General features: G+C 61.4%; 19 protein-coding genes. 11 read left to right on the forward strand and 8 right to left on the reverse strand.

The features are described from left to right. The first annotated feature begins 60 nt into the window (after window positions 1-60). The 7 genes from CYG48_RS06975 (at window position 61) to CYG48_RS07005 (ending at window position 8970) form a co-directional block, all read left to right on the forward strand. The gene (locus CYG48_RS06975; protein WP_118849703.1) at window positions 61-1635 is read left to right on the forward strand and encodes an ABC transporter ATP-binding protein; all 1575 of its coding nucleotides are present in this window, start codon (window positions 61-63) and stop codon (window positions 1633-1635) included. Continuing rightward, window positions 1625-2713, forward strand: coding sequence for an ABC transporter permease (locus CYG48_RS06980; RefSeq protein ID WP_118849704.1), 1089 nt, complete (start codon window positions 1625-1627; stop codon window positions 2711-2713). The genes CYG48_RS06975 and CYG48_RS06980 overlap by 11 nt, the downstream gene beginning before the upstream one ends. Continuing rightward, window positions 2713-3627, forward strand: coding sequence for an ABC transporter permease (locus tag CYG48_RS06985; RefSeq protein ID WP_118849705.1), 915 nt, complete (start codon window positions 2713-2715; stop codon window positions 3625-3627). Before CYG48_RS06980 ends, CYG48_RS06985 begins: the two co-directional genes overlap by 1 nt. 43 nt (window positions 3628-3670) lie before the next feature. Then, on the forward strand, window positions 3671-4744 hold the full coding sequence (locus tag CYG48_RS06990) for a BMP family ABC transporter substrate-binding protein (RefSeq protein WP_118849706.1): 1074 nt from the start codon (window positions 3671-3673) through the stop codon (window positions 4742-4744). Window positions 4745-4871: 127 nt separating this feature from the next. Continuing rightward, complete coding sequence (glmU, locus tag CYG48_RS06995) at window positions 4872-6233, forward strand: bifunctional UDP-N-acetylglucosamine diphosphorylase/glucosamine-1-phosphate N-acetyltransferase GlmU (RefSeq protein ID WP_118849707.1); 1362 nt, start codon at window positions 4872-4874, stop codon at window positions 6231-6233. A gap of 121 nt (window positions 6234-6354) precedes the next feature. Further along, complete coding sequence (gene glmS / locus CYG48_RS07000; RefSeq protein ID WP_118849708.1) at window positions 6355-8181, forward strand: glutamine--fructose-6-phosphate transaminase (isomerizing); 1827 nt, start codon at window positions 6355-6357, stop codon at window positions 8179-8181. A gap of 90 nt (window positions 8182-8271) precedes the next feature. Further along, on the forward strand, window positions 8272-8970 hold the full coding sequence (locus CYG48_RS07005; RefSeq protein ID WP_118849709.1) for a DUF502 domain-containing protein: 699 nt from the start codon (window positions 8272-8274) through the stop codon (window positions 8968-8970). Here CYG48_RS07005 and recG read toward each other — a convergent pair. Next, a complete protein-coding gene (gene recG / locus CYG48_RS07010) occupies window positions 8948-11053 on the reverse strand; it encodes an ATP-dependent DNA helicase RecG (protein ID WP_118849710.1) in 2106 nt (701 codons plus the stop codon). The genes CYG48_RS07005 and recG overlap by 23 nt on opposite strands. An 89-nt stretch (window positions 11054-11142) precedes the next feature. Here recG and CYG48_RS07015 point away from each other — a divergent pair, with 89 nt between their 5' ends. Both CYG48_RS07015 and mfd read left to right on the forward strand, forming a co-directional pair. Continuing rightward, a complete protein-coding gene (locus CYG48_RS07015; protein WP_118849711.1) occupies window positions 11143-11472 on the forward strand; it encodes a succinate dehydrogenase assembly factor 2 in 330 nt (109 codons plus the stop codon). After that, window positions 11469-14978 carry a transcription-repair coupling factor gene (gene mfd, locus CYG48_RS07020; RefSeq protein WP_118849712.1) on the forward strand — a complete coding sequence of 1170 codons (3510 nt, stop codon included), beginning with the start codon at window positions 11469-11471 and terminating at the stop codon, window positions 14976-14978. The genes CYG48_RS07015 and mfd overlap by 4 nt, the downstream gene beginning before the upstream one ends. Window positions 14979-15068: 90 nt before the next feature. On the opposite strand, the gene CYG48_RS07025 is transcribed toward mfd, so the two are convergent. Together CYG48_RS07025 and CYG48_RS07030 are read right to left on the reverse strand one after the other, a co-directional pair. Further along, entirely contained in the window at window positions 15069-15740 is a 672-nt protein-coding gene (locus CYG48_RS07025; protein WP_118849713.1) for a DsbA family oxidoreductase, read from the reverse strand. Window positions 15741-15775: 35 nt separating this feature from the next. Beyond that, window positions 15776-17581 carry an extracellular solute-binding protein gene (locus CYG48_RS07030; RefSeq protein ID WP_118849714.1) on the reverse strand — a complete coding sequence of 602 codons (1806 nt, stop codon included), beginning with the start codon at window positions 17579-17581 and terminating at the stop codon, window positions 15776-15778. 278 nt (window positions 17582-17859) lie between these two features. Between CYG48_RS07030 and CYG48_RS07035 the strand changes: the two genes are divergently transcribed. Next, complete coding sequence (locus CYG48_RS07035; protein WP_118851532.1) at window positions 17860-18507, forward strand: invasion associated locus B family protein; 648 nt, start codon at window positions 17860-17862, stop codon at window positions 18505-18507. A gap of 79 nt (window positions 18508-18586) precedes the next feature. Here the strand turns inward: CYG48_RS07035 and hspQ are convergent, their stop codons facing one another. The 4 genes from hspQ to CYG48_RS07055 form a co-directional block, all read right to left on the reverse strand. Then, the gene (gene hspQ, locus CYG48_RS07040) at window positions 18587-18916 is read right to left on the reverse strand and encodes a heat shock protein HspQ (protein WP_118849715.1); all 330 of its coding nucleotides are present in this window, start codon (window positions 18914-18916) and stop codon (window positions 18587-18589) included. 87 nt (window positions 18917-19003) lie between these two features. Beyond that, complete coding sequence (locus CYG48_RS07045) at window positions 19004-19933, reverse strand: DMT family transporter (RefSeq protein ID WP_118849716.1); 930 nt, start codon at window positions 19931-19933, stop codon at window positions 19004-19006. Between the two features lie 85 nt (window positions 19934-20018). Beyond that, window positions 20019-21428: a type I glutamate--ammonia ligase gene (gene glnA, locus CYG48_RS07050; protein ID WP_118849717.1), complete on the reverse strand. Its 1410-nt coding sequence runs from the start codon at window positions 21426-21428 to the stop codon at window positions 20019-20021. Window positions 21429-21497: 69 nt separating this feature from the next. Next, a complete protein-coding gene (locus tag CYG48_RS07055) occupies window positions 21498-21836 on the reverse strand; it encodes a P-II family nitrogen regulator (RefSeq protein WP_007753933.1) in 339 nt (112 codons plus the stop codon). Between the two features lie 340 nt (window positions 21837-22176). Between CYG48_RS07055 and CYG48_RS07060 the strand changes: the two genes are divergently transcribed. Continuing rightward, window positions 22177-23664 (forward strand): NAD(P)H-hydrate dehydratase, encoded by a 1488-nt coding sequence (locus CYG48_RS07060; protein ID WP_118849718.1) that lies wholly within the window; start codon window positions 22177-22179, stop codon window positions 23662-23664. Here CYG48_RS07060 and CYG48_RS07065 read toward each other — a convergent pair. Beyond that, a complete protein-coding gene (locus CYG48_RS07065; RefSeq protein ID WP_118849719.1) occupies window positions 23661-24467 on the reverse strand; it encodes a DUF72 domain-containing protein in 807 nt (268 codons plus the stop codon). The genes CYG48_RS07060 and CYG48_RS07065 overlap by 4 nt on opposite strands. Between the last annotated feature and the right edge of the window lie 11 nt (window positions 24468-24478).

Below are 24478 nucleotides of genomic sequence, written 5' to 3' on the forward strand. Positions count from 1 at the left end.
ATGCGCTGTCATGCCATTAAGCCTCGTTAGAAGGTGGCAAAGTCGGCGACAGGGGGTTCGGTGACTTTATCCGCAGGTCCAACAAGCGTTCCGCTTTTGTCGGTTCGAGGTTTGACCAAGCTGTTCGGGAGCTTTGCGGCCTGCAACGGCGTTGATCTCGATATCGCTCCGGGCGAAATCCACGCATTGCTGGGCGAAAACGGCGCAGGCAAGTCCACGCTGGTCAAGATGCTGTTCGGCGTGCTGCAGCCGAGCGCAGGCGATATCCTCTGGGAGGGTCGTAGCGTCGCCATCAATTCTCCGGGTGAGGCGCGCCAGCTTGGCATCGGGATGGTGTTCCAGCACTTTTCCCTGTTCGAGGCGCTGACGGTTGCCGAAAACATCGCCCTTTCTCTCGACCCGAAGATATCGCTCGCCAAGATTTCTGACGAAGCTGCCGCCTTGTCCAAGGCTTATGGGCTGCCGCTCGACCCGAATGCTCATGTTGCCGACCTTTCCGTGGGCGAACGCCAACGCATCGAGATCGTCCGCGCGCTGCTGCAGAACCCGAAGCTGATCATTCTGGACGAGCCGACTTCGGTGCTGACGCCGCAGGAAGCGGACCGCTTGTTCGAGACACTGTTCAAGCTGCGGTCGGAAGGGCGCTCGGTGCTTTACATCAGTCACCGGCTCGAGGAAGTGCAGAGGATCTGCGACCGTGCAACGGTTCTCCGGCACGGCAAGGTCACCGGTGCGTGTGACCCGAAGCAGGAGACGCCAGGCTCGCTCGCTCGCATGATGGTGGGCTCGGAAGTGGCCCAGGTTCATCGTGATGGCAGTGCCGCGCTTGGTGATGTCGGGCTCGAGGTCAGGAACCTCAGCGTTCCGGCTCGCACACCATTTGCGATGTCCCTGAAGAATATCTCGATGACGGTGCGTGCTGGCGAGGTTCTCGCGGTTGCGGGTGTGGCTGGCAACGGCCAGAGCGAGTTGTTCGACGCGCTATCTGGCGAATTCCCTGTGACCGATGACGCTGCGATCCGTATCCGCGGCAAGGCTGTCGGTCGCCTGGGTATCAACGGTCGGCGCCTGTTGGGTGCCGGGTTCGTGCCGGAAGAGCGTCACGGGCACGCGGCCGTCTCGGCCATGTCGCTATCGGACAACCTTCTGCTCGCCCGCAGTCGTTCGGACAAGCGGGCGTTTTTGTCGGGCGGTGCGGCCTCGATCATTCGCTATGATGCGATCCGTTCCGCCGCCCGCCGCATCTGCGAAAAGATGGACGTGCGCAAGAGCGGCGACGACCCGCTTGCCGGGTCACTGTCCGGTGGCAACCTGCAGAAATTCATCGTCGGTCGTGAGTTGGATCGGCAGCCGACCGTGCTGATCGTGAACCAGCCGACGTGGGGCGTGGATGCCGGGGCCGCAAGCCGCATCCGCCAAGCCCTGATTGACCTGGCCAAGGCCGGCTCGGCTGTGGTCGTCATCAGCCAGGATCTCGACGAGATCTTCGAGGTAGCGACGAACATCGCGGTGATCTCCGAAGGCAGGCTTTCTGCAGCCGAGCCGGCGGGCTCGCTGACGCTGGAGCGTATCGGACTGTTGATGGGGGGCATTCACGAGAGCCATCCTGTGCCGGAGGCTGCGCATGCGCATTGAACTTCAAAAGCGCGCGCGCGTCTCGACGCTCTTCTCGATCGTATCGCCGATACTGGCTCTTGCTTTGACGCTGGTGTTCGGTGGCATCATGTTCTGGTTGCTCGGCAAAAGCCCGCTCGGAGCGCTCCACAGCTTCTTCATCGAACCTTTGCTGGAAGTATGGTCGCTGCACGAGCTTGCGATCAAGGCTGCGCCGCTGATCCTGATCGGCGTCGGCCTTGCCGTCTGCTACCGGTCGAACAACTGGAATATCGGCGCCGAGGGTCAGTTCACGATCGGCGCAATTACGGGCTCGATCCTGCCGGTGCTGAACCCCGACTGGCACTCGCCGCTGATCCTGCCGCTGATGCTGGTCATGGGCATGCTGGGTGGTGCGCTTTACGCCGGAATTCCGGCGCTCCTGAAGACGCGGTTCAACACCAATGAAATCCTGACGAGCCTGATGCTCGTCTATATTGCACAGCTTTTCCTGGACTGGCTGGTGCGTGGACCGTGGCGCGACCCGCAGGGCTATAACTTCCCCCAGACCAAGAGCTTCCAGATCGAAGCCGTCCTGCCGGAAATCCTGGCGTCCGGGCGCGCGCATTGGGCCTTCATCTTCGCCATCGTTGCGGCAATCGCGCTCTGGTTCATGATGCGCTTCATGCTGAAGGGCTTTGAGGTGTCTGTGCTTGGCCAATCGGAGCGGGCAGGGCGTTTCGCCGGTTTTTCGGCGCGCAAGATGGTTTGGTTCTCGATGCTGCTGTCCGGCGCCTTGGCGGGTCTCGCGGGCATCTCTGAAGTGTCGGGCTCCATCGGCCACGTGCAGCCGAGCATCTCGCCGGGCTACGGCTTTACCGCGATCATCGTGGCTTTCCTCGGTCGCCTGAACCCCTTGGGGATCATTGCCTCCGGCCTCGTTCTTGCACTTACTTACCTCGGGGGAGAGGCAGCACAGCTGTCGATCGGCATTTCGGACAAGGTTAGCCGCGTCTTCCAGGGCCTGCTTCTCTTCTTCGTGCTCTCCTGTGACACGCTGATCCACTACCGCATCCGCTTGCACTTCGGGCGCACAAGACCTGCTGAGGTGGCCGGCTGATGTTTGAAGCGATCCTCCTTACTGTCATCACCGCCTCCACTCCGCTGGTCATCGCCGCGCTTGGCGAGCTGGTGACCGAGCGCGCTGGCGTGCTGAACCTCGGCGTCGAAGGCATGATGATCATGGGCGCCGTTTGCGCCTTCGCCACCGCACAACTCACCGGCTCGCCCTACCTTGGCATCCTCGGCGGCATCCTGGGTGGCGGCCTGTTCTCGCTGCTGTTCGGTTTCCTGACGCTGACGTTGGTCGCCAACCAGGTGGCGACGGGCCTCGCCCTGACGATCCTCGGCCTCGGCCTGTCCGGCCAGATCGGTGAAAGCTTCGTCGGCCAGTCAGGCATCAAGCTGCAGCCGATCGCCATTCCGTTCCTGTCGCAGCTGCCGCTTGTCGGTCGGGTGCTCTTCGCGCAGGACCTCACCTTCTACCTGTCGATCGCGCTCGTCATCGGCATCAGCTGGTTCCTGTTCAAGAGCCGTGCAGGGCTGAAGGTTCGGGCGATCGGCGACAACCACGGCTCCGCCCACGCGCTCGGCATCCACGTCATCCGCACGCGTTACCTTGCGGTGCTGTTTGGTGGCGCCTGCGCCGGGCTCGCCGGAGCGCAGCTGTCGCTCGTCTACACCCCGCAATGGGTGGAAAACATGTCAGCCGGCCGCGGCTGGATCGCGCTTGCGCTCGTGGTGTTCGCGTCATGGCGGCCGTGGCGTGTGCTCGCCGGCGGCTACCTTTTCGGCGCCGTCACCATCGGCCAGCTTCACGCGCAGGCCTTCGGGCTTGGCGTGCCCTCGCAACTTCTGTCCGCACTTCCGTATGCGGCCACTATTGTCGTGCTGATTATCATCTCGCATAATCGCCGCACGACCCTCATCAATACGCCGGCGTCGCTCGGGAAGCCTTTTGTGCCCGAACGGTGACCGCGATACCAGATCACGTGCTTCAGCCAGTAGAGGTTAGGAAATGAAGAAACTGATTATCGCACTTGCCGCATCGGCCGCCCTGCTGGGCGGATTCTCGACCGGCGCCCAGGCCCAGGAAAAGAAGAAGGTCTGTTTCATTTACGTCGGCTCCAAGACGGACGGCGGCTGGACGCAGGCCCATGACATTGGTCGCCAGGAGCTGCAGAAGACGCTGGGCGACAAGATCGAGACCCCTTATCTCGAAAACGTCCCGGAAGGTCCGGATGCCGAGCGCGCGATCGAGCGCATGGCGCGTTCCGGCTGCGCGATGATCTTCACGACCTCGTTCGGCTTCATGGACGCCACCGTCAAGGTTGCTGCCAAGTTCCCGGACGTGAAGTTCGAACATGCGACCGGCTTCAAGGCCGCACCTAACCTCGCGACCTACAACTCTCGCTTCTACGAAGGCCGCTACATCCAGGGCCAGATCGCCGCGAAGATGTCGAAGAAGGGTCTTGCCGGCTACATCGCATCCTTCCCGATCCCGGAAGTTGTCATGGGCATCAACGCCTTCGAACTTGGCGCTAAGTCCATCAACCCGAACTTCAAGCTGAAGGTGGTCTGGGCCAACACCTGGTTCGACCCGGGTAAGGAAGCCGACGCAGCCAAGGCCCTGATCGACCAGGGCGTCGACATCCTGACGCAGCACACGGATACGACGGCCCCGATGCAGGTTGCCGCAGAGCGTGGCATCCCGGCATTCGGCCAGGCTTCCGACATGATCGCGGCCGGCCCGAAGACGCAGTTGACGGCAATCGTCGACACCTGGGGCGCTTATTACATCAAGCGCACGCAGGCGCTTCTCGACGGTACCTGGAAGTCCGAGCAGATCTGGGACGGCCTGAAGGACGGCATCCTGACCATGGCGCCCTACACCAATATGCCTGACGACGTGAAGGCGATGGCGGAAGAGACCGAAGCCAAGATCAAGTCCGGTGAACTGCACCCGTTCACGGGCCCGATCAACAAGCAGGACGGTTCGCCGTGGCTGAAGGCTGGCGAGAAGCCGGAAGACGGCGTGCTGCTCGGCATGAACTTCTACGTCGAAGGCGTGGACGACAAGCTGCCGCAGTAAGCGGACCGCAAACACTCAAGGGGCGTCTTCGGGCGCCCTTTTTGTTTCTGGCCTACACACTGCGTTTGTCGCGCAGCATCCAACTCGGTGCTACAACCCGCGCGATCGTAGATAGGGAGATTCGTGTATGAGCCGCTCATGCCTTGCCGTCATCCTGGCCGCCGGTGACAGCACCCGGATGAAGTCATCGAAATCGAAGGTACTTCATGACGTGGCCGGGCGCCCGATGATCGCCCATGTCATGGCGGCGGTGGCTGCGGCCGGTGTGTCAGATGCGGCCCTGGTGGTCGGTCGCGATGCGGACGCAGTCGCCAAAGCGGCGGCACTAGAGGGCTTAAACGTCGAGACTGTTCTACAGACCGAGCGTCGCGGAACGGGGCATGCCGTGCTGACGGCGAAAGATGCCATCGCGCGCGGCTATGACGACGTCATTGTCACCTACGGTGACGTGCCGCTGGTGCAGCCGTCCTCGTTCGCGGCAGCGCGCGAACGACTTGCAGAAGGTGCCGACGTTGTCGTCATCGGCTTCCACACAGACAAGCCCACCGGCTACGGCCGGCTTCTGGTCGAAGGCGGCGAGCTGATTGCCATCCGTGAAGAACGCGACGCAACGGACGAAGAGCGCAAGGTTACCTGGTGCAACAGCGGCCTGATGGCGATCAACGGCCGTAACGCGCTGGCTTTCCTTGAGCGGATCACCAACAACAACGCCAAGGGAGAGTATTACCTGACGGATGTCGTGGAGATCGCACGCTCTGCTGGCGGCAAGGTGGTGGCCGTGGATGCGCCGGAAACCGAGGTGGCGGGCTGCAACAACCGCGCCGAACTCGCCTCTCTCGAAAAGCTGTGGCAGCAGCGCCGGCGCCATGAAGTCATGGTTTCGGGCGTGACGATGATCGCTCCGGAAACGGTGTTCCTGTCGTTCGACACAAAGATTGGTCAGGACGCGATAATCGAGCCGAACGTCGTCTTCGGTCCAGGTGCTGTTATTGAGGAAGGCGCCGTCATCCACGCGTTTTCACACATCGAGGGCGCCCGCGTCGCAAGTGGTGCGACGGTGGGGCCTTTCGCACGGTTGCGCCCGGGTGCGGACCTGATGGAAGGCTCCAAGGTCGGTAACTTCTGCGAGGTGAAGAATGCGACGATCGCCGAAGGCGCGAAGGTAAATCACCTGACCTATATTGGCGACGCGGCGGTGGGCGCCAAATCGAACATCGGGGCCGGGACCATCACCTGCAACTATGACGGCGTGAACAAACACAAGACGACAATCGGCGCGAACGCGTTTATCGGCTCGAATTCCTCGCTCGTTGCGCCAGTGTCGATCGGGGATGGATCCTATGTGGCCTCGGGCAGCGTCATCACCGAAGACGTGCCTGCCAATGCGCTGGCGCTCGGGCGCGCGCGGCAGGAGGTGAAGCCGGAGCGCGCCAGCGTGATCCGTGAGCGGGCACTGGCTTTGAAGGCGGCAAAGAAGGCGTCCAAGTAAACTTAGGCACTGTAGGTCGAAGCTGCATTTCAGTCGTTCATCAAATGTGTGATCGGAGGACTTGCGGCCACAAGGGAAGCCGCTAGGTCTTTGCCGGCTGAGCGGAGCGTGAGGGGTTGATATGTGCGGAATTGTCGGGATCGTTGGGCAGGAGCCGGTTGCCGGTCGTCTGGTGGATGCACTGCGGCGGCTTGAATACCGCGGTTACGATTCTGCAGGCGTCGCCACTATCCATGACGGCCGTCTCGACCGGCGCCGCGCCGGAGGCAAGCTCTTCAACCTCGAAAAGAAGCTCGACGAGGAACCGCTTCCCGGGATCATCGGCATCGCTCATACCCGCTGGGCCACGCATGGTGTGCCGAACGTAACCAATGCCCATCCGCATTTCGTGGATGGCGTGGCCGTCGTCCACAACGGTATCATCGAGAACTTCTCGGAACTAAAGGACGAACTGGTCAGCGACGGCGCGGTCTTCGAGAGCCAGACGGATACGGAGGTCGTGGCTCACCTTCTCGCGAAATATCGTCGGGAAGGGATGAGCCAAAGGCAGGCGATGCTTGCCATGCTCAACCGCGTATCCGGCGCCTATGCTCTGGTGGTGATCTTCCAGGACGACCCGAACACCATCATGGCCGCACGCTTCGGGCCGCCGCTTGCCATCGGCCACGGCCGCGGAGAGATGTTCTTGGGTTCGGACGCCATCGCGCTTGCGCCTTTCACCACCGAGATCACCTATCTCGTTGACGGCGATTGCGCGATCATGACGCGCAACGGCGTCGAGATCATCGACTACGACGGCAAGCCGTTGGTTCGGAAGAGCCAGATTTCGCAGGCCGCTGCCTTCATGGTCGACAAGGGCAACCATCGCCACTTCATGGAGAAGGAGATCTACGAGCAGCCGGAGATCATCTCCCATGCGCTCGGCCACTATATCGATTTCGCCAGCCACACAGTAAAGCCGAACCAAAGCGACATCGACTTCGGTGCTGTCTCCGGTCTCGCCATCTCGGCCTGCGGCACGGCCTATTTGTCCGGCCTCGTCGGCAAATACTGGTTTGAGCGGTATGCGCGCCTGCCGGTCGAGATCGACGTTGCCTCCGAGTTTCGTTACCGCGAACTGCCTCTGTCTCCATCGCAGGCAGCCCTGTTCATCTCACAGTCCGGTGAAACGGCCGACACGCTGGCTTCGCTGCGCTACTGCAAGGAGCAGGGGTTGAAGATCGGTGCGGTGGTGAACGTGAAGGAGTCGACCATCGCACGGGAATCCGATGCGATTTTTCCAATCCTTGCCGGCCCGGAAATCGGTGTTGCCTCGACCAAGGCCTTCACCTGCCAGCTGGCGGTGCTTGCCGCGCTTGCGATCGGGGCGGGGCGCGCCCGTGGCACGGTGACAGCGGCCGATGAAAAAGCGATGGTCAAGCATCTCGCCGAAATGCCGCGCATCATGAGCCGGGTGCTCAACGAGATCCAGCCGCAGATCGAGGCGCTGTCGCGCGAGCTTTCGCGCTTCAAGGACGTGCTGTATCTCGGTCGCGGCACCAGCTATCCGCTGGCGCTCGAAGGTGCGCTGAAGCTCAAGGAAATCTCCTACATCCACGCCGAAGGTTATGCGGCGGGTGAGCTCAAGCATGGACCGATCGCCCTGATCGACGAATATATGCCGGTGATCGTGATTGCGCCCCATGACCGCTTCTTCGAGAAGACGATCTCCAACATGCAGGAAGTCGCCGCGCGCGGCGGCAAGATTATCTTCATTACCGATGAAGCGGGTGCCGCTGCGTCGAAGCTCCCGACCATGGCGACGATCACGTTGCCGAATGTGGACGAGATCATCTCACCGATGATCTACTCACTGCCGATCCAGTTGCTGGCCTATCATACGGCCGTCTTCATGGGTACGGACGTCGACCAGCCGCGCAACCTCGCGAAGTCGGTCACCGTGGAGTGATTACCCATCGCTTTTCCTTGCATCGCAGCATGGCATCCGGCATTGTCGCCACGAATGAGCCGCAATGCGCAGATGATGTAAGGAAACCCGATGAGCGACAGTCCAGAGCGAATCTCGCTGGCCGGCCGCCTCAGGAACAATTTCCTCACCGGCCTGATCATCTGTGCCCCTCTGGCGATCACGATATGGCTGACCTTCACCTTCATTGATTGGGCGGACAGCTGGGTTACGCCCTACATTCCGCAGCGTTACGATCCGCAATATTACCTGGATGTCGCGATCCCTGGTACCGGCCTGCTGATTGCCGTGTTGCTGATCACCATCGTCGGTTTCCTCGGCAAGAACCTGATCGGCCGCTCGATCGTCAACTTTGGCGAGTCGATCCTTCATCGCATGCCACTGGTGCGCACGATCTACCGCAGCGTGAAGCAGATCCTGGAGACGGTGCTGAAAGAGCAGTCGACCTCCTTCAAGAAATGCGGCCTCATCGAGTTCCCGAGCCCCGGGATGTGGGCACTGGTGTTCATCTCGGGTGATGCGCAGGGGGAAATCGCTGCGAAACTCAATGCTGATGGCGAGGAAATGATCGGCGTCTTCCTGCCGCCGACACCGGTGCCGACCGCAGGCTTTCTGATGTTCGTGCCGAGAAGCAAGGTCATCATGCTCGACATGACGCCGGAAGAGGGTGCTCGCCTGCTGATCTCGGGCGGCCTGATCGCCCCGGAATACAAGCCGCAGGGACAACCGGTTCCGGCTCTTGTTGCACCTATCCGGCCCGCAGGAACCTGATCGCCTCGTCACGCCGGTGCAGGTAAAGCAGCGTCCGCAGCGCTTGCCCGCGTTCGCTTGTCAGGTCCGGGTCGCGCTCGAGCAGGTAGGCTGCATCTTTTCGGGCGATCTCGAGAAGATCCGCATGCGCCTCCAGGCTTGCCAGCCGGAAGCCGGGCGTGCCGGACTGGCGTGTACCAAGCAGTTCGCCTTCGCCGCGCAGTTCCAGGTCTTCTTCGGCGATCAGGAAGCCGTCTTCGCTGTCGCGCAGGATCGAAAGTCGCGCGCGGCCGGTTTCGCTGAGCGGCCCCTTGTAAAGCAGGATGCAGGTCGAGGCCTCGCTTCCGCGCCCGACACGGCCCCTCAACTGGTGAAGCTGAGCGAGCCCGAAGCGCTCGGCATGTTCGATGACCATGATGGTCGCATCAGGCACGTCGACACCGACCTCCACCACGGTCGTCGCGACTAGCAGGCGGATCCGACCCTCCTTGAACGCGCTCATTACCGCGTCCTTTTCTGGACCGCCCATCCGCCCGTGAATGAGCCCGACATTCTCCCGCCCAAGTTCCCCGGCAAGCACCGCGAACCGCTCCTCCGCCGACATCAGCTCCGATACGTCGGATTCCTCCACGAGTGGGCAGATCCAGTAGGCTTTCTTGCCTTCAGCAATCGCACTCCTGAGGCGGCCGACGATATCGCCGATCCGCTCGGTGGGGATCGTCACGGTCTGGATTGGCTTGCGTCCGGCTGGCTTCTCGGTGAGTTTCGACACGTCCATGTCGCCGAAGGCCGCAAGCACGAGCGTGCGCGGGATCGGCGTCGCCGTCATCACCAGCATGTGCGGCGAGATGCCCTTTGCGGTCAGGCGCAGTCGCTGGTGCACGCCGAAACGATGCTGTTCATCGACCACCGCGAGAAGCAGGTTCTTGTAGTTGATCGCATCCTGGAACAGTGCATGGGTGCCGATGATGATCTGTGCCTCGCCAGATGCGATCCGCTCGATGATGTTTTCCCGCTCGCGTCCCTTGGTTCGCCCCGTCAGGACCTCCACGGAAATGCCCGCCGCGGCGGCCAGCTTTGAGATCGTCGCATGGTGCTGGCGGGAAAGAATTTCTGTCGGGGCCATCAGCACCGCCTGGCCACCCGCTTCAACGGCGGCCGCCATGGCAAGCAGGGCTACGAGCGTCTTGCCTGCTCCAACATCGCCCTGCAGCAGGCGCAGCATTCGTTCCTCGGCGGCCATGTCGGCAAGGATCTGCTCCACCGCCGCGGACTGGCTGGGGGTAGGGGTGAACGGCAGTGCCTTCAGGATTTTCGCGGCCAGCGCGCCTTCCACGCGGACTGGCTTACCCGGAACCTTGCGCACCTTCTGGCGCACCAGCGACAACGACACTTGCCCGGCGAGAAATTCGTCATAGGCAAGCCTCCGCCGCGCCGGCGCTTGCGGATCAATATCCTTATCGTCGCGCGGGTCATGAAGCCGTCGGAACGCATCGGCGACGGACGGAAAGCCCTGGCGCTGTACGAGGCTCAGGTCCGCCCACTCCGCCAGTTCCGGGATACGGGCAGTCGCACCTTCAATGGCTTTCCTGAGAGTCTTCGGCGTCAGGCCTGCGGTCAGCGGATAGACGGGCTCCACCAGCGGCATGTCCTGCGCTTCGGACGCTTTCACCATCAGATCAGGGTGCACCATCGAGGCGCGGCCGTTGAACCAGTCGACCTTGCCGCTCACAATGACCTGTTCGTCTAGGGGCAGTGACTTCGCCAGCCAATCGCCCTTTGCGCGGAAGAAGGTGAGCGCCAGTTCGCCCGTTTCGTCGTGCAGGAACACGCGGTAAGGAACATTGGGTTTGCCGCGCGGCGGCGGCTGATGGCGATCAACGCGACCTTCGATGGTGACGATGGCACCCTGCGGCGCAAAGGCAATCCCGGGCTTGTTGCGGCGGTCGATCAGCGAATAAGGTGCGTGGAACAGAAGATCCACCACCCGGGCGTCCTCCTCGTCTGCGCCCGTCACCTTCGCAATCAGGTCCGCAATCTTCGGCCCGACACCGGGCAGGGAAGAAACGGAGGCGAAAAGGGGATCAAGCAGAGCCGGGCGCATGGACGTTAGATGCGATAGATTTTGCACGCTTGGCAAGGTGACGCGGCGAGAAAACAGCCCTATATGATCCGCAAAACAGGGGCTTGCACATGACTGGACTGGCGCGCACAAGCGCGGACCTCGACCCGCGCCGCCGGCGCATTCTTTACCGCTGCTGGCATCGCGGCATCCGGGAAATGGATCTGGTTTTCGGCAGCTTTGCCGAGGCCGAGATTGCCGCACTTTCCGAAACCGAACTTGACGAATTCGAGCAGATCATGGCCGAGGATGACCACGACCTGCACGCCTGGATTACCGGCGCAAGACCACTGCCGGCGGACCGAAACACGCCACTTTTTGCGCGTGTTGCCGCTTACAAGCCGGATTTTGATCCCGTCACCAAAGCTTCGCTTCAGGAAAAGCTGGGACAGCCTGAATGATCTCCGGATTCGATGCAAAGAAGATCGCGGCCTCCTCGGTGCCGATGATCATCGGCGGCGTGCCGACCGGCATGGAGCCGATGGTGCTCGCCGAGCTGGTGCGGGCCGGTCAGTCGGTGGCCTACGTCATGTCGGATGGCCAGAAACTCCTCGACCTGGAGCAGATGCTGTCCTTCGTCGCGCCGGAAATACCGGTGCTGACGCTGCCTGCCTGGGACTGCCTGCCTTACGACCGCGTGTCGCCGAGCGCAGATGTCTCCGCCCGGAGACTTTCTGCCCTTTCGGGGCTGATCTCGCACGCGAAGAAGCCGCACGCGGCGATCGTCCTGATCACCGTCAACGCCATGCTGCAGAAGATCGCGCCGGCGGAGGTGATCGAGAGCCTGGCGTTCTCCGCCAGGCCCGGCAACCAGATCCGGATGGACGATATTGCCGCTCGGCTGGAGCGCAACGGCTTTGAGCGCGTCGCGACGGTTCGGGAGGTCGGTGAGTTCGCCGTTCGCGGTGGTATCCTCGACGTGTTCGTTCCCGGCACAGAGGAGCCGGTGCGGCTCGATTTCTTCGGCGATACGCTCGAGACGATCCGCTCCTTCGATCCGGCGAGCCAGAGGACGACAGGGCAGGCCCGCTCACTCGATCTCAACCCGATGAGCGAAGTTACGTTGACGCCGGATACGATCAGCCGTTTCCGCAAGAACTATCTGTCGCTCTTTGGAGCCGCGACGCGCGACGACGCGCTGTACCAGGCTGTCTCCGAAGGACGCCGTTATGCCGGCATGGAGCACTGGCTGCCGCTGTTCTACGATCGGCTGGAAACTGCATTCGACTACCTCAAGGGCTTTCGCATCGTCACCGATCACAATGCCCGCGAAGCGGCGAGTGAGCGATCGAAGCTGGTGCTCGATTACTTCGAGGCGCGTCGGGATTCTGGCTCGCAGGGCAAGGGCCTGACGGCGCAGGCGACACCCTACAAGCCAGTCTCGCCGGGGCAACTCTACCTCGATGCCAAAGCCTTTGGCGACGCGCTGGATGAGGCGGGCGCGCTGCGGCTCACGCCATTCAACGAGATGGACGCTGAAGCACGCCGCGTCGTGACCGTTGATGCCCATGTTGGTCCGCGTTGGGCCAAGGCCCAGGCCGAGAGGACGGATAGCGACGAGCGCACCAATGTCTTTGACCTGGTGGTGAAGCATATCGCCGACAAACGTGCCGCGGGCAGCAAAGTGCTTGTCACCGGCTGGTCCGCAGGATCGCTCGACCGCCTGCTGCAGGTGCTGGACGAGCGCGGCCTTAAGCGGATCCGCCAGATCGACAAGTTGGCTGACCTCAACAAGCTCGAAAAGGGCGAGGCGGCCGCCGCCGTGCTGAGCCTGGAAGGCGGTTTCGAAACCGGTGACCTCGTTGTCATCGGTGAACAGGACATCCTCGGCGACCGCATGGTGCGCCGTGGCAAGCGCCGCAAGCGCGCGGCGGACTTCCTGACCGAGGTGGCGGGTCTCGACGAAGGCTCGCTTGTCGTGCATGCCGAGCATGGTATCGGCAAGTTCGTCGGCCTGGTCACGATCGAAGCGGCCGGCGCGCCGCGCGCCTGCCTTGAGCTTCATTACGCCGACCAGGCCAAGCTCTTCCTGCCGGTTGAAAACATCGACCTTCTGTCGCGTTATGGCTCCGATGCCGCCGAAGCCCAACTTGACAAGTTGGGCGGTGGTGCTTGGCAGGCCCGCAAGGCAAAGCTGAAGAAGCGCCTGCTCGACATGGCAGGTGACCTCATCCGCATTGCCGCCACCCGAATGGTGCGGCGTGCCCCGGTGCTGTCGACGCCGGAAGGGCTCTATGACGAGTTTGCGGCACGCTTCCCTTATGACGAAACGGAAGATCAGGAAAACGCAATCGAATCGGTCCGCGAAGACTTGGCGGCCGGACGCCCGATGGACCGCCTGGTGTGCGGCGACGTCGGTTTCGGCAAGACCGAGGTGGCGTTGCGTGCTGCCTTCTTCGCGGCCATGAATGGTGCGCAGGTAGCGGTGGTTGTTCCGACGACGCTGCTGGCCCGCCAGCATTTCAAGACCTTCAGCGAACGTTTCCGCGGCCTGCCGATCAAGATCGCCCAGGCATCGCGCCTGGTCTCGGCCAAGGAGCTCGCGCAAACCAAAAAAGATGTCGCCGAAGGTAAGGTAGACATCGTTGTCGGCACGCATGCGCTGCTTGGCGCGGGCATCCAGTTCGCCAATCTAAGCCTGCTGATCATCGACGAAGAACAGCATTTCGGCGTAAAGCACAAGGAACGGCTGAAGGAGCTGAAGAGCGACGTGCATGTGCTGACGCTTTCGGCAACGCCGATCCCGCGCACGCTGCAGCTTGCCATGACAGGGGTGCGGGAGCTCTCCCTCATCACCACGCCACCGGTGGACCGCATGGCGGTGCGCACCTTCATCTCGCCTTTCGACCCGCTGGTGATCCGCGAAACGTTGATGCGTGAGCACTACCGTGGCGGACAGAGTTTCTACGTCTGCCCGCGGCTCGCCGACTTGCCGGAAATCCAGGCCTTCCTTCAATCGGATGTGCCGGAACTGAAGGTTGCCGTCGCACACGGCCAGATGGCCGCTGGCGAACTCGAAGACATCATGAACGCCTTCTACGACGGCAAATATGATGTTCTGCTTTCGACGACGATCGTTGAATCAGGTCTGGATGTACCCACGGCAAATACTCTGATTGTGCACCGTGCCGACATGTTCGGTTTGGCGCAGCTCTACCAGCTGCGTGGCCGCGTCGGCCGTTCGAAGGTGAGGGCGTTTGCCCTCTTCACCCTGCCGGTGAACAAGCAGCTGACTGTCACGGCGGAACGCCGCCTCAAGGTGCTCCAGTCGCTTGACACGTTGGGCGCCGGTTTCCAGCTCGCCAGCCACGACCTCGATATCCGCGGTGCCGGCAACCTGCTTGGCGAAGAGCAGTCCGGTCACATCAAGGAAGTCGGCTTCGAGCTCTATCAGCAGATGCTGGAAGAAGCGGTCGCCGAGGTGAAGGGCGAGAGCGACATCGTCGACACCGGCTGGTCGCCACAGATCTCCGTCGGCATCACGGTAATGATCCCCGAAAACTACGTGCCGGACCTGCATCTGCGCATGGGCCTCTACCGCCGGCTTGGCGAGCTCGAGGACCTGCAGGAAATCGATGGTTTCGGTGCCGAGATGGTCGACCGCTTTGGACCGATGCCGGTCGAAGTCCAGAACCTGCTCAAGGTCGTCTACATCAAGTCATTGTGCCGCACGGCCAATGTCGAAAAGCTGGATGCAGGGCCGAAGGGTGTGGTCGTCACTTTCCGCGACAAGCAGTTCCCGAACCCGGCCGCACTGGTTGGTTACATCGCCAAGCAGGGCGTGATGGCCAAGATTCGCCCGGACCAGAGCGTCTTCCTCAACCGCGATCTTCCGACACCGGAAAAGCGGCTGACGGTTGCCGCCCAGATCATGAAGCAGTTCGCCGAGCTCGCGAAGGCGAGCTAGCCGACTGCAAACAGAACCGCCGCCTCTTGCGACAAGGGCGGCGGTCTAAATGACTTAATATGGATGCCGTGGGCGATCGGCGCCTAGGCATTAGATCATGCTCTTGCGAGCCTCGCCCTTGAGCTTTGCAATCTCGCGCAGGGCGTTCGACAACACGTCCGGCGTCTGTGCCCCGCTCACCGCATACTGGCCGTCGATGATGAAGAAGGGCACGCCGTTGACGCCCATCTTCTGCGCGGCATCGATCTCCGACAGAACCGTGTCCTTGTCTGCATCCGTCTTGAGAAGGTTCTCGATGACCTTGCGGTCGAGACCGCAGGCTTCGGCGATATCGGCCAGTACCGCGTGGTCACCGACATTGCGCCCTTCCTCGAAGTTCGCCTTGAAGAGCGCGCTCGCCACCCGGTCTTGCGCCTCGCGACCTTCCATCAGCGCCCAGTGCAGCAGCCGGTGGGCATCAAGCGTATTGGGCCCAATTTTGATCGCTTCGAAGTTATAGCGGATGCCGACTTCTTCGCCGAGCTCGGTGAGCATGCCATGGGCGCGCTCCATCGCGTCCTTGCCGCCCAGCTTCTCAGCCAGGTGCCTTTGATGGTCGACGCCTTCCGGCGGATGCTCCGGGTTAAGCCGGTAGGGGCGCCAGTTGATGTCGACGCCGATCTCATCCTGCACATCTGCAATCGCGAGCTCCAGGCGAGCCTTACCGAGATAGCACCACGGGCAGACGATGTCCGAGACGATGTCGATGGTGATGCGTTCCATGGCAAGTGTCCTTTGCGAGTGGATGCCGCGCGGCCTTATTGCGCGCGCTTGTCCCACCACGTGTTGAGCTGGTAGCCGTAAAGCGGCAGCTTCTCGGGGTAGCTGATATGGCTCCATCGCGCCACCCATTGATCGGGAATGTGATAGAGCGGCACGAGATAGTGGCCGGAGAGCAGCATCCGGTCGTAAGCTCTCACAGTCGCCTCAAAATCCGGTTGGCTGCGCACCGTCATCATCGACCCGATCAGGCGGTCGAGATCCGGATCGGCCGCGCCGGCGAAGTTGAAGCTGCCCTGCCGATCCTTCGACGCAGAGCCCCATCGGTTCACTTGTTCAATGCCCGGGGACAGCGACGACGGATAGGACTTCACGATCATGTCGTAGTCGAAGTTGCCGGAACGCGCCTGATATTGTGCGTCATCGACGGTGCGGATCGACATATCGACGCCGATCATCCGCAGCGTCCGCTGGTAGGCGATGGCAAGCTTCTCCTGGTCGGCGGTCTGCGTCATCACCTCGAAGGAGAGAGGCTTGCCAGCAGTATTCGACATACGGCCGTTCTTGATCGTGTAGCCGCCGGCCTTCAGCTTCTCCACCGCCTGGCGAAGGACCTTTCGGTCGGCACCCGAACCGTCGGTCCTGGGCTGGCGGTAGCTGCCATCGAGAATGGCCGGCGCCACCTTGTCCTTGGCAGCGCCCAGCAGTTCGAGTTCCCGCAGCTCTGCGGGCTTGCCGAGCGCGCTCAGCGGCGAGTTCTGCCAGTAGCTTTCGGTGCGCATATAAGCGCCGTCAAACAGGTTGCGGTTCACCCACTCGAAGTCGAACGCGAGCGACAGGCCTTCGCGAACGTTGGCATCGGCGAAGATCGAACGGCGGGTGTTGAACACGAAGCCCAGCATGCCGGTCGGCAATTGCGGCTTGAAGGACTCCTTCAATACGTCGCCGCGCTGCACCGCCGGAAAATCATAAGCCCGCGTCCAGTGGGTCGGGCTGCCTTCGAGGTAGATGTCGACAGCGCCCTTCTTGAAGGCCTCGAACAGCGTGTTCTCCTGGAGGAAATATTCCACCGAGATCTGGTCGTAGTTGTCGAACCCGATCTTCGACGGGAGATCTGCGCCCCAGTAATCGGGATTGCGCTCATAGACGATCCGTTCGCCCGGCGAGACAGCTTTGATCCGGTATGGCCCCGAACCGATAGGGTACTTTAGCGTGCTCTGGTCGAAACGCTCGGGGTCGATGGCGTGCTTGGGCAGGATCGGCGTGGCGCTCGCCAGGATCAGGGGGAATTCGCGGTCCGCCTTCTCGTTGAAGGTAAAGCGCACGCTGTGCTCGCCAACCTTTTCCATCTTCTCCACGGCAGCCAGCCGGCCGGAGAAGGGGATGCGCCCCTTGTCGCGCAAGAGCTCCATGGTGAAGATCACGTCGTCAGGCGTCACCGGTTCCCCGTCAGACCATTTCGCCTTGGGATTGAGGTTGAACTGGATGTAGGTGCGGTCGTCGTCCATCTCGACTGTTTCGGCCAGCAGGCCGTAGAGCGAGAATGACTCGTCGCTGGAGCGCGTCATCAGCGATTCGAACACGAGGTTGCCGAAGATCGTGTCCCACAGGCCGCGCGCCGTCGTTCGCATGCTCTTCAGGATGAACGGGTTCAGGTTGTCGAATGTGCCGACAACGCCGTAGCTGATCCGGCCGCCCTTCTTCACGTCCGGGTTCACATACGCAAAGTGCTGGTAGTTAGAGGCCAGTGCCGGCTCACCCCGCATGGCGATGCCGTGAACCGGTTCTGCGGTCGCTTGTGAGCCTATAAGGAGAGCGGCGATGAATGGCAGCAGGTGTCGCATGGTTCTCGAAGATCAGGTTTGATTCGCCTCCAAGGTAACGGAAGCACGCGCGTCGACCAATGGCTGTTCCGCCTGCAGCCTGGCCGTCGTCGTTAACGTTTTATCACAAAATTGGACGAGGGGACTGGATATCGGACCGGTCGCGATGTAACAGGTTGCCGGACGGACGGGTCATTCAATTGCCTCATTTGAACGACAGGTGACGGGCAGTAGGACACCCCGAGGGAGTTTGTTCGGCGATGGCCGGCCCCAACGGTTTTCAGGAGACGGATCTCGTTATGATGCTTAAGGCAACCCAAGTTCTGCGGACGGCAATGTCCGCCCTTGCTCTTTCGGTCGGTGCAAGCGCGCTGCCGGTTGCAGCTTCTGCCCAGGACGCTCCCGCCGCGGCTGCTCCGGGTGCCCCGCCGCTCGGCTGGTTCAAGACCTGCACCAAGCAGGATGACAGCGATCTCTGCGTGGTGCAGAACATCATCGCCGCCCAGAACGGCCAGCTGATCACCGCTGTCGGCCTCATCACGGTTGAAGGCAAGGTGAACCGCAAGATCCTGCAGGTTTCCGTGCCGACCGCGCGCCTCGTGCCCCCGGGCATCGTGATGCAGATCGATGGCGGCAAGGGCCAGAAGCTCGACTACGTGGTCTGCCTACCGGACAAGTGCACCGCCGAAGTGCCGCTCACCGACGCTATGATCACCAGCATGAAGAAGGGTACCGAAGTGGTCTTCACCTCGGTAAACTTCCGTCGTGCGCCGAACCCGATCAAGATCCCGCTGACCGGCTTCACTGGCGCCTTCGATGGCCCGGCCATGCCGCAGGAGCAGATTGCCCAGAGCCAGCGCAGCCTCGAAGAAGGCCTGCAGAAGAAGGCTGAAGAGACCCGCAAGAAGCTTGAGGATGCGCAGAACGCAGCCAAGCAGGGTCAGTAAGATCCTTCACGGACAACTGAACAAGAAAGGCCGGCGAAAACGCCGGCCTTTTTATTTTGTGCTCGAACTTGTGGTTGGTTCAGTGCGCCAGGATGACCTTCGGCTTCAACTGGCCTGAAGGCGCGCGGTCGAAGATCTGGTAGACCTGCGGGTTGCGCAGAGGCATCTCGCTCTCATCATGCTCAAGGTTTTGCTCCGAAACATAAGCGACGTATTCGCTTTCGTCGTTTTCGGCGAGCAGATGGTAGAACGGCTGGTCCTTCGCTGGGCGGATTTCGGCTGGAATAGAATTCCACCATTCGTCTGTATTGGCGAATTCCGGATCCACATCGAACACCACGCCCCTGAACGGAAAGACCTTGTGGCGAACCACTTCACCGATGGTAAATTTGGCGTTTCTCTGTTTCATGGTGCGACGTCCTTTCGGAACCTAATGTGGGAATAATTTTCTCCGACATCAAGAGACTAATGCATGTCGCTGGTCTTCGTTCCACTGCTAAGCATTGCGCAGGCGGGGCCGTTTCATCTTGGCCGTGGCGAGAATTACACCACCGAGCACGAGAATGATTCCAACGGCGTGGTAGGTCTCGAATGTTTCCCCGAGGAAGATCACCGCCATGATGATCGAGACCGGAGGCATCATGTAAAGCGTTGCGCCTGCAGTCGCCGGGCCAAAGACGCGCACCGTGTGCTGGAAGCAGAAAAAGGCGGCAAGGGAGGCAAGGAGGATGATGCCGGCGATCATCGACCAGGCGTTCAGCGTGGAGGGTAGCAGGCCACCATCCCAGTACTCCCAGATCGCGGGCGGCAGGAGCACGAGCGATCCGGAAAAGGACATCAGCCCAAAGAGCGTCAGTGGCGGCACCGCTTGTGCGGCTGGACGGCGCAGAAGGACCGAATACACGGCAAAGGCGATTGCGGCGGTCAGCATGCCGAAGTCGCCGATGTTGAACCGCATATGCGTGAGGGCGGCCAGATCGCCGCGCAACACGATTGCCGCGACGCCGGCAAACGCGACGATCATACCGAAGAGCTCACGCAAGCTGATGCGCCGCCCGGCAAAAGCCCATTCCAGCAGGATGATAAAAAGCGACGACGTGGTGTAGATCAGCGTGGCGTTGGAAGCGGTCGTCAAAGTCAACGCCCAATAGACCAGCCCGCCGCAGATGCCGATGCTCAGAAAGCCGAGCCATAACCATAGCCAGGTGTGGTTCCGGACAAAGCCGCGCGCTACCGGCCAGGTTGCGTACAAGATCGGCACCATGATCAGGCCTGACCCGAACCAGCGAATGAAGGCGGTGATGAACGGTCCGATCTCGCCGATGATGCCGCGCCCGAAAATCAGGTTGCTTGAAAAGAAGACCGGCGCCATCACGAAGAGGAGCCAGTCGCCAGGCCGGGGCGACTTCGGAGTAGGCGAGGGCATCGGCGCACCATGCAGTGACAAGACGACTGAAACGGAAACGGCGGGCCGGAGCCCGCCGCCGAACGCGTGTGACGTGTCGGCCCGATCAGGCCGAGTAGTACATGTCGAACTCGACCGGATGCGGCGTCATTTCGAAGCGCATGACTTCCGTCATCTTGAGCTCGATATAGGCGTCGATCTGGTCGTCATCGAATACACCGCCGGCGGTCAGGAACTTGCGGTCCTTGTCGAGGCTTTCGAGCGCTTCACGCAGCGAACCGCAAACCGTCGGGATCTTCTTCAGCTCCTTCGGCGGCAGGTCGTAGAGATCCTTGTCCATGGCCTTGCCCGGATGGATCTTGTTCTTGATGCCGTCGAGGCCGGCCATCAGCATGGCAGCGAAGCCGAGATAGGGGTTCTGTGCCGGATCGGGGAAGCGAACTTCGACACGTTTTGCCTTCGGGTTGGAGCCGAAAGGAATGCGGCAGGATGCAGAACGGTTGCGGGCGGAATAGGCGAGCAGCACCGGCGCTTCATAACCAGGAACGAGACGCTTGTAGGAGTTCGTTGTCGGGTTGGTGAAGGCGTTGATCGCCTTGGCGTGCTTGATGATGCCGCCGATATAATACAGGCAGCTCTCCGACAGGCCGGCATATTCATCGCCAGCAAAGGTCGGCTTGCCATCCTTCCAGATCGACTGGTGGACGTGCATGCCCGAGCCGTTGTCGCCAAAGACCGGCTTCGGCATGAACGTCGCCGTCTTGCCATAGGCATTGGCAACCTGGTGCACGACGTATTTGTAGATCTGCATCTTGTCGGCGTTGCGCACCAGCGTGTCGAACTTCACGCCGAGCTCGTGCTGGGCGGACGCTACTTCGTGGTGATGCTTTTCGACGACGACGCCCATTTCAGCGAGGACCGTCAGCATTTCGGAGCGCATGTCCTGCAGGCTGTCGACCGGCGGAACCGGGAAGTAACCGCCCTTGACACGCGGACGGTGGCCAAGGTTGCCGGTCTCGTAGTCGGTGTCGTCGTTAGACGGCAGTTCGGACGAGTCGAGCTTGAAGCCGGTGTTATAAGGATCCGCCTTGTACTTGACGTCGTCAAAGACGAAGAACTCGGGCTCAGGCCCAACGAACACGGTGTCGCCGATCCCGGATGCCTTCAGGTAGGCTTCGGCCTTCTTGGCGGTGCCGCGCGGATCGCGGTTATAGGCTTCCCCAGAAACCGGATCCAGGATGTCGCAGATGATGACCATGGTCGACTGCGCGAAGAAGGGGTCCATGTGCACGGTCGCCGGATCCGGCATCAGCACCATGTCGGACTCGTTGATGGCCTTCCATCCGCCGATCGAGGAGCCGTCAAACATGACGCCGTCGGTGAACATGTCCTCGTCGACAGCGGCAACGTCCATGGTGACGTGCTGCAGCTTGCCGCGGGGATCGGTAAAGCGAAGGTCCACGAACTTGACGTCGTTTTCCTTGATTTGTTTCATGATTTCGCTTGCGCTCGTCATATGAACTTCCTCGATGTGCGATGACGATGAAGCCTGCGCTGAGTGCGGCAGGACAATGAATGGTGGGCTTTATATAGCGTCGACGCCGGTTTCGCCGGTCCGGATGCGGATGACCTCTTCGACATTCGAAACGAATATCTTGCCGTCTCCAATCCGTCCAGTTTGGGCGGCATTCCGAATGGCTTCGATGACGGCGTCGGCATTCTCGTCCGCCAGGACGACCTCAACCTTGACCTTCGGAAGGAAGTCAACGACGTACTCGGCGCCTCGGTAAAGCTCGGTATGCCCTTTTTGACGGCCGAAGCCCTTCGCTTCGGTGACGGTAATGCCCTGCAGGCCGACTTCCTGAAGGGCTTCCTTCACCTCGTCGAGCTTGAAAGGCTTGATGATCGCTTCGATCTTTTTCATGAGAAACTATGTCTCCGCTTCTCCCCTGGCGCAGGTCTTTACCTGCGTGCGCCTACAAATGCAGGTATCGTGCCAAAGTCGGAAGAGACATTCAAAAAAATAATGCGGTTTTGCACGAAAACCGGACGACTTTCCCAAACGCTGGCCGTGGCGGGGATAGTGAGGCCGGAGCGGTCGAGAACATCGTTGGTGAAGGACGCGATAGATCAGAAGTGCGAGCGGGCTTTCGAAGCAATAGATGCGCCTTGCGCCTATTCGGTGTGCAAATGCCTGCCATTTCGGCATCAGGCACTCTGGAATTCCGCTTGTTTTCTGACCATGCTGCAGTTCCAATAACCTCATGAAGCAGGAAATCAGCAATCTCATCCTGACACCGACAGAAATGGCCGCCGCAGATGCGTCCAGCGCTCAATCCGGCATTCCCTCGTTGGACCTGATGGAGCGGGCAGGGCGCGCTGTCGCTGCGTCAGCCTTGCGGCACTTTCCAGGGGCACGTCGATTTGCCGTCCTTTGCGGACCCGGAAACAATGGCGGCGATGGCTATGTCACGGCGAGAGCGCTCTCCGAAGCAGGCGCCAAAGTTGTCGTGCATTACCTCTGGGACGTGAACGCGCTGAAGGGAGATGCAAAGCGCGCCCTGGAGCTATGTCCTTTGCCACCCCAAAGATTGGAGCTCTACGAGCCCGCGCGAGGCGATGTGGTTGTCGATGCCTTGTTCGGGGCGGGGCTGGCACGGGAGGTTCCGGAAACCATCGTCAACCTGATCGGGCGTGTCGAGCAAGCCGGTGTTCCAGTTCTCGCGGTCGATCTTCCGTCGGGCGTCTGCGGCAGGCGCGGCACTGTGCTCGGCGCTGCCTTCCGCGCCAGCCATACCGTCACCTTCATGACGCGAAAACCCGGCCACCTCCTGCTTCCCGGGCGTTCTCTGTGCGGTGACATCGAGGTTTTTGACATCGGCATCCCGCACAGGATCATCCACTCTGTTGCTGGCCAGACACGTGAGAACACGCCCAATCTTTGGCGTAACCTGATCCCGACACCGGGCGAGGAAACGCACAAATACCGTCGTGGCCACCTTGCCGTGTTTTCCGGCCCCGCAGGCAAAACCGGCGCCGCCCGCCTCTCCGCGACAGCAGGATTGCACGCCGGCGCTGGCTTGGTGACGGTGGCGGCGCCGCCGGACGCGATGGCGGACAATTCGGCTCACCTCACGGCAGTGATGCTGCACGAGATCAACGACATGGGCGCCCTCCGGGACTGGCTGGAGAGCGCCAAGCTATCAGCCTTCGTGCTCGGGCCAGGCTTTGGCGTCGGGAAAAAGGCGCGTGATTTTGTCCTGGCGCTGGACGGACGCCCGCTCGTGCTCGACGCAGACGGGATCACATCCTTCCGGGACCACCGCGCGCTGCTGTTCGACGCCTATGCGGGAGGAGCGACACAGTTGGTACTCACGCCGCACGAAGGCGAATTCGGGCGGCTGTTTCCAGAACTCGCTGAAGATGCTGAACTTGGCAAGGTGGAGAAAGCCGTCGCGGCGGCAAAACTCGCCAATGCCGCCATCGTCTACAAGGGTGCGGACACCGTCATCGCCACCCCGGACGGGCGGGCCTTTATCAACGGCAACGCGCCGCCATGGCTTGCGACCGCCGGATCCGGCGATGTGCTCGCCGGGATGATTGGGGCTCTCTTGGCTCAGGGCGTGCCTGCCTTCGAGGCGGCGGCGGCAGGCGTCTATCTGCATGGCGAGGCCGCCAGGCGCGCAGGGCCAGGAATGACGGCAGAGGATCTTGCCAAGGCCGCCGGCGCAAAACTGGCGCCGCTCGGCTAGCCGTCGAGCTTTTCCTGCAGGGCCATCGCGCCATAGGGGGCATTGACCTTGCCCTCATGGATAAAGAAGGCGAACACGTCGCGCGGCTGCTGCCTGGGCTTGCGGCTCGGGTCGATCAGTGGCAGGTCAACTGGCACGCCGCCTTCCGACCATATCCGCAGCCGATTTGACCAAGCCCGCAGTTCGTCCTCGGCATAACATGTCTTGATCGCTTCCGATCCCTTCTGAAGTCGGGCATAAGCGAAGTCGGCAGTGACGTCCGCAATCATTGGGTACTCGGCGTGTTCGGCACAGACGGGCGCGACATTATACTTAGCCAGTAGTTCCACGAACTCCGGCACCTTGAAGCTGTCATGCCGCACCTCGACGACGTGCCTGAGCGGCAGCCCCGAAAGCTCGGCAGGAAGAAGCTGGAGGAAGGCTTCGAAATCTTCGGGCTCGAACCTCTTCGTCGGCGCGAACTGCCAAAGCAGCGGACCGAGGTGTTCGCCAAGCTCAGCAAGGCCTTGCGAGAGAAACTTCTCGATCGACGGACCGGCCTCCGCCAGCACCTTCCGGTTCGTAGTGAACCGGCTCGCCTTCAGCGAAAAGATGAAGCCTTCGGGCACTTCCGAAGCCCATTTGGCGAAGGTTTCCGGCTTTTGCGAGCCGTAATAGGTGCCGTTGACCTCGATCACCTTGAGCTTGCTGGCGGCATATTCAAGCTGCCGCTTCTTCGGCAGCTTGTCAGGATAGAACGTGCCTTCCCACGGCTCGAAGGTCCAGCCGCCAATGCCCGTCCGGATCGTACCTGCCTTGCTCATCGCTCCCCCCC

The organism is Neorhizobium sp. SOG26 (assembly GCF_003491345.1).
Classification (GTDB): domain Bacteria; phylum Pseudomonadota; class Alphaproteobacteria; order Rhizobiales; family Rhizobiaceae; genus Neorhizobium; species Neorhizobium turbinariae.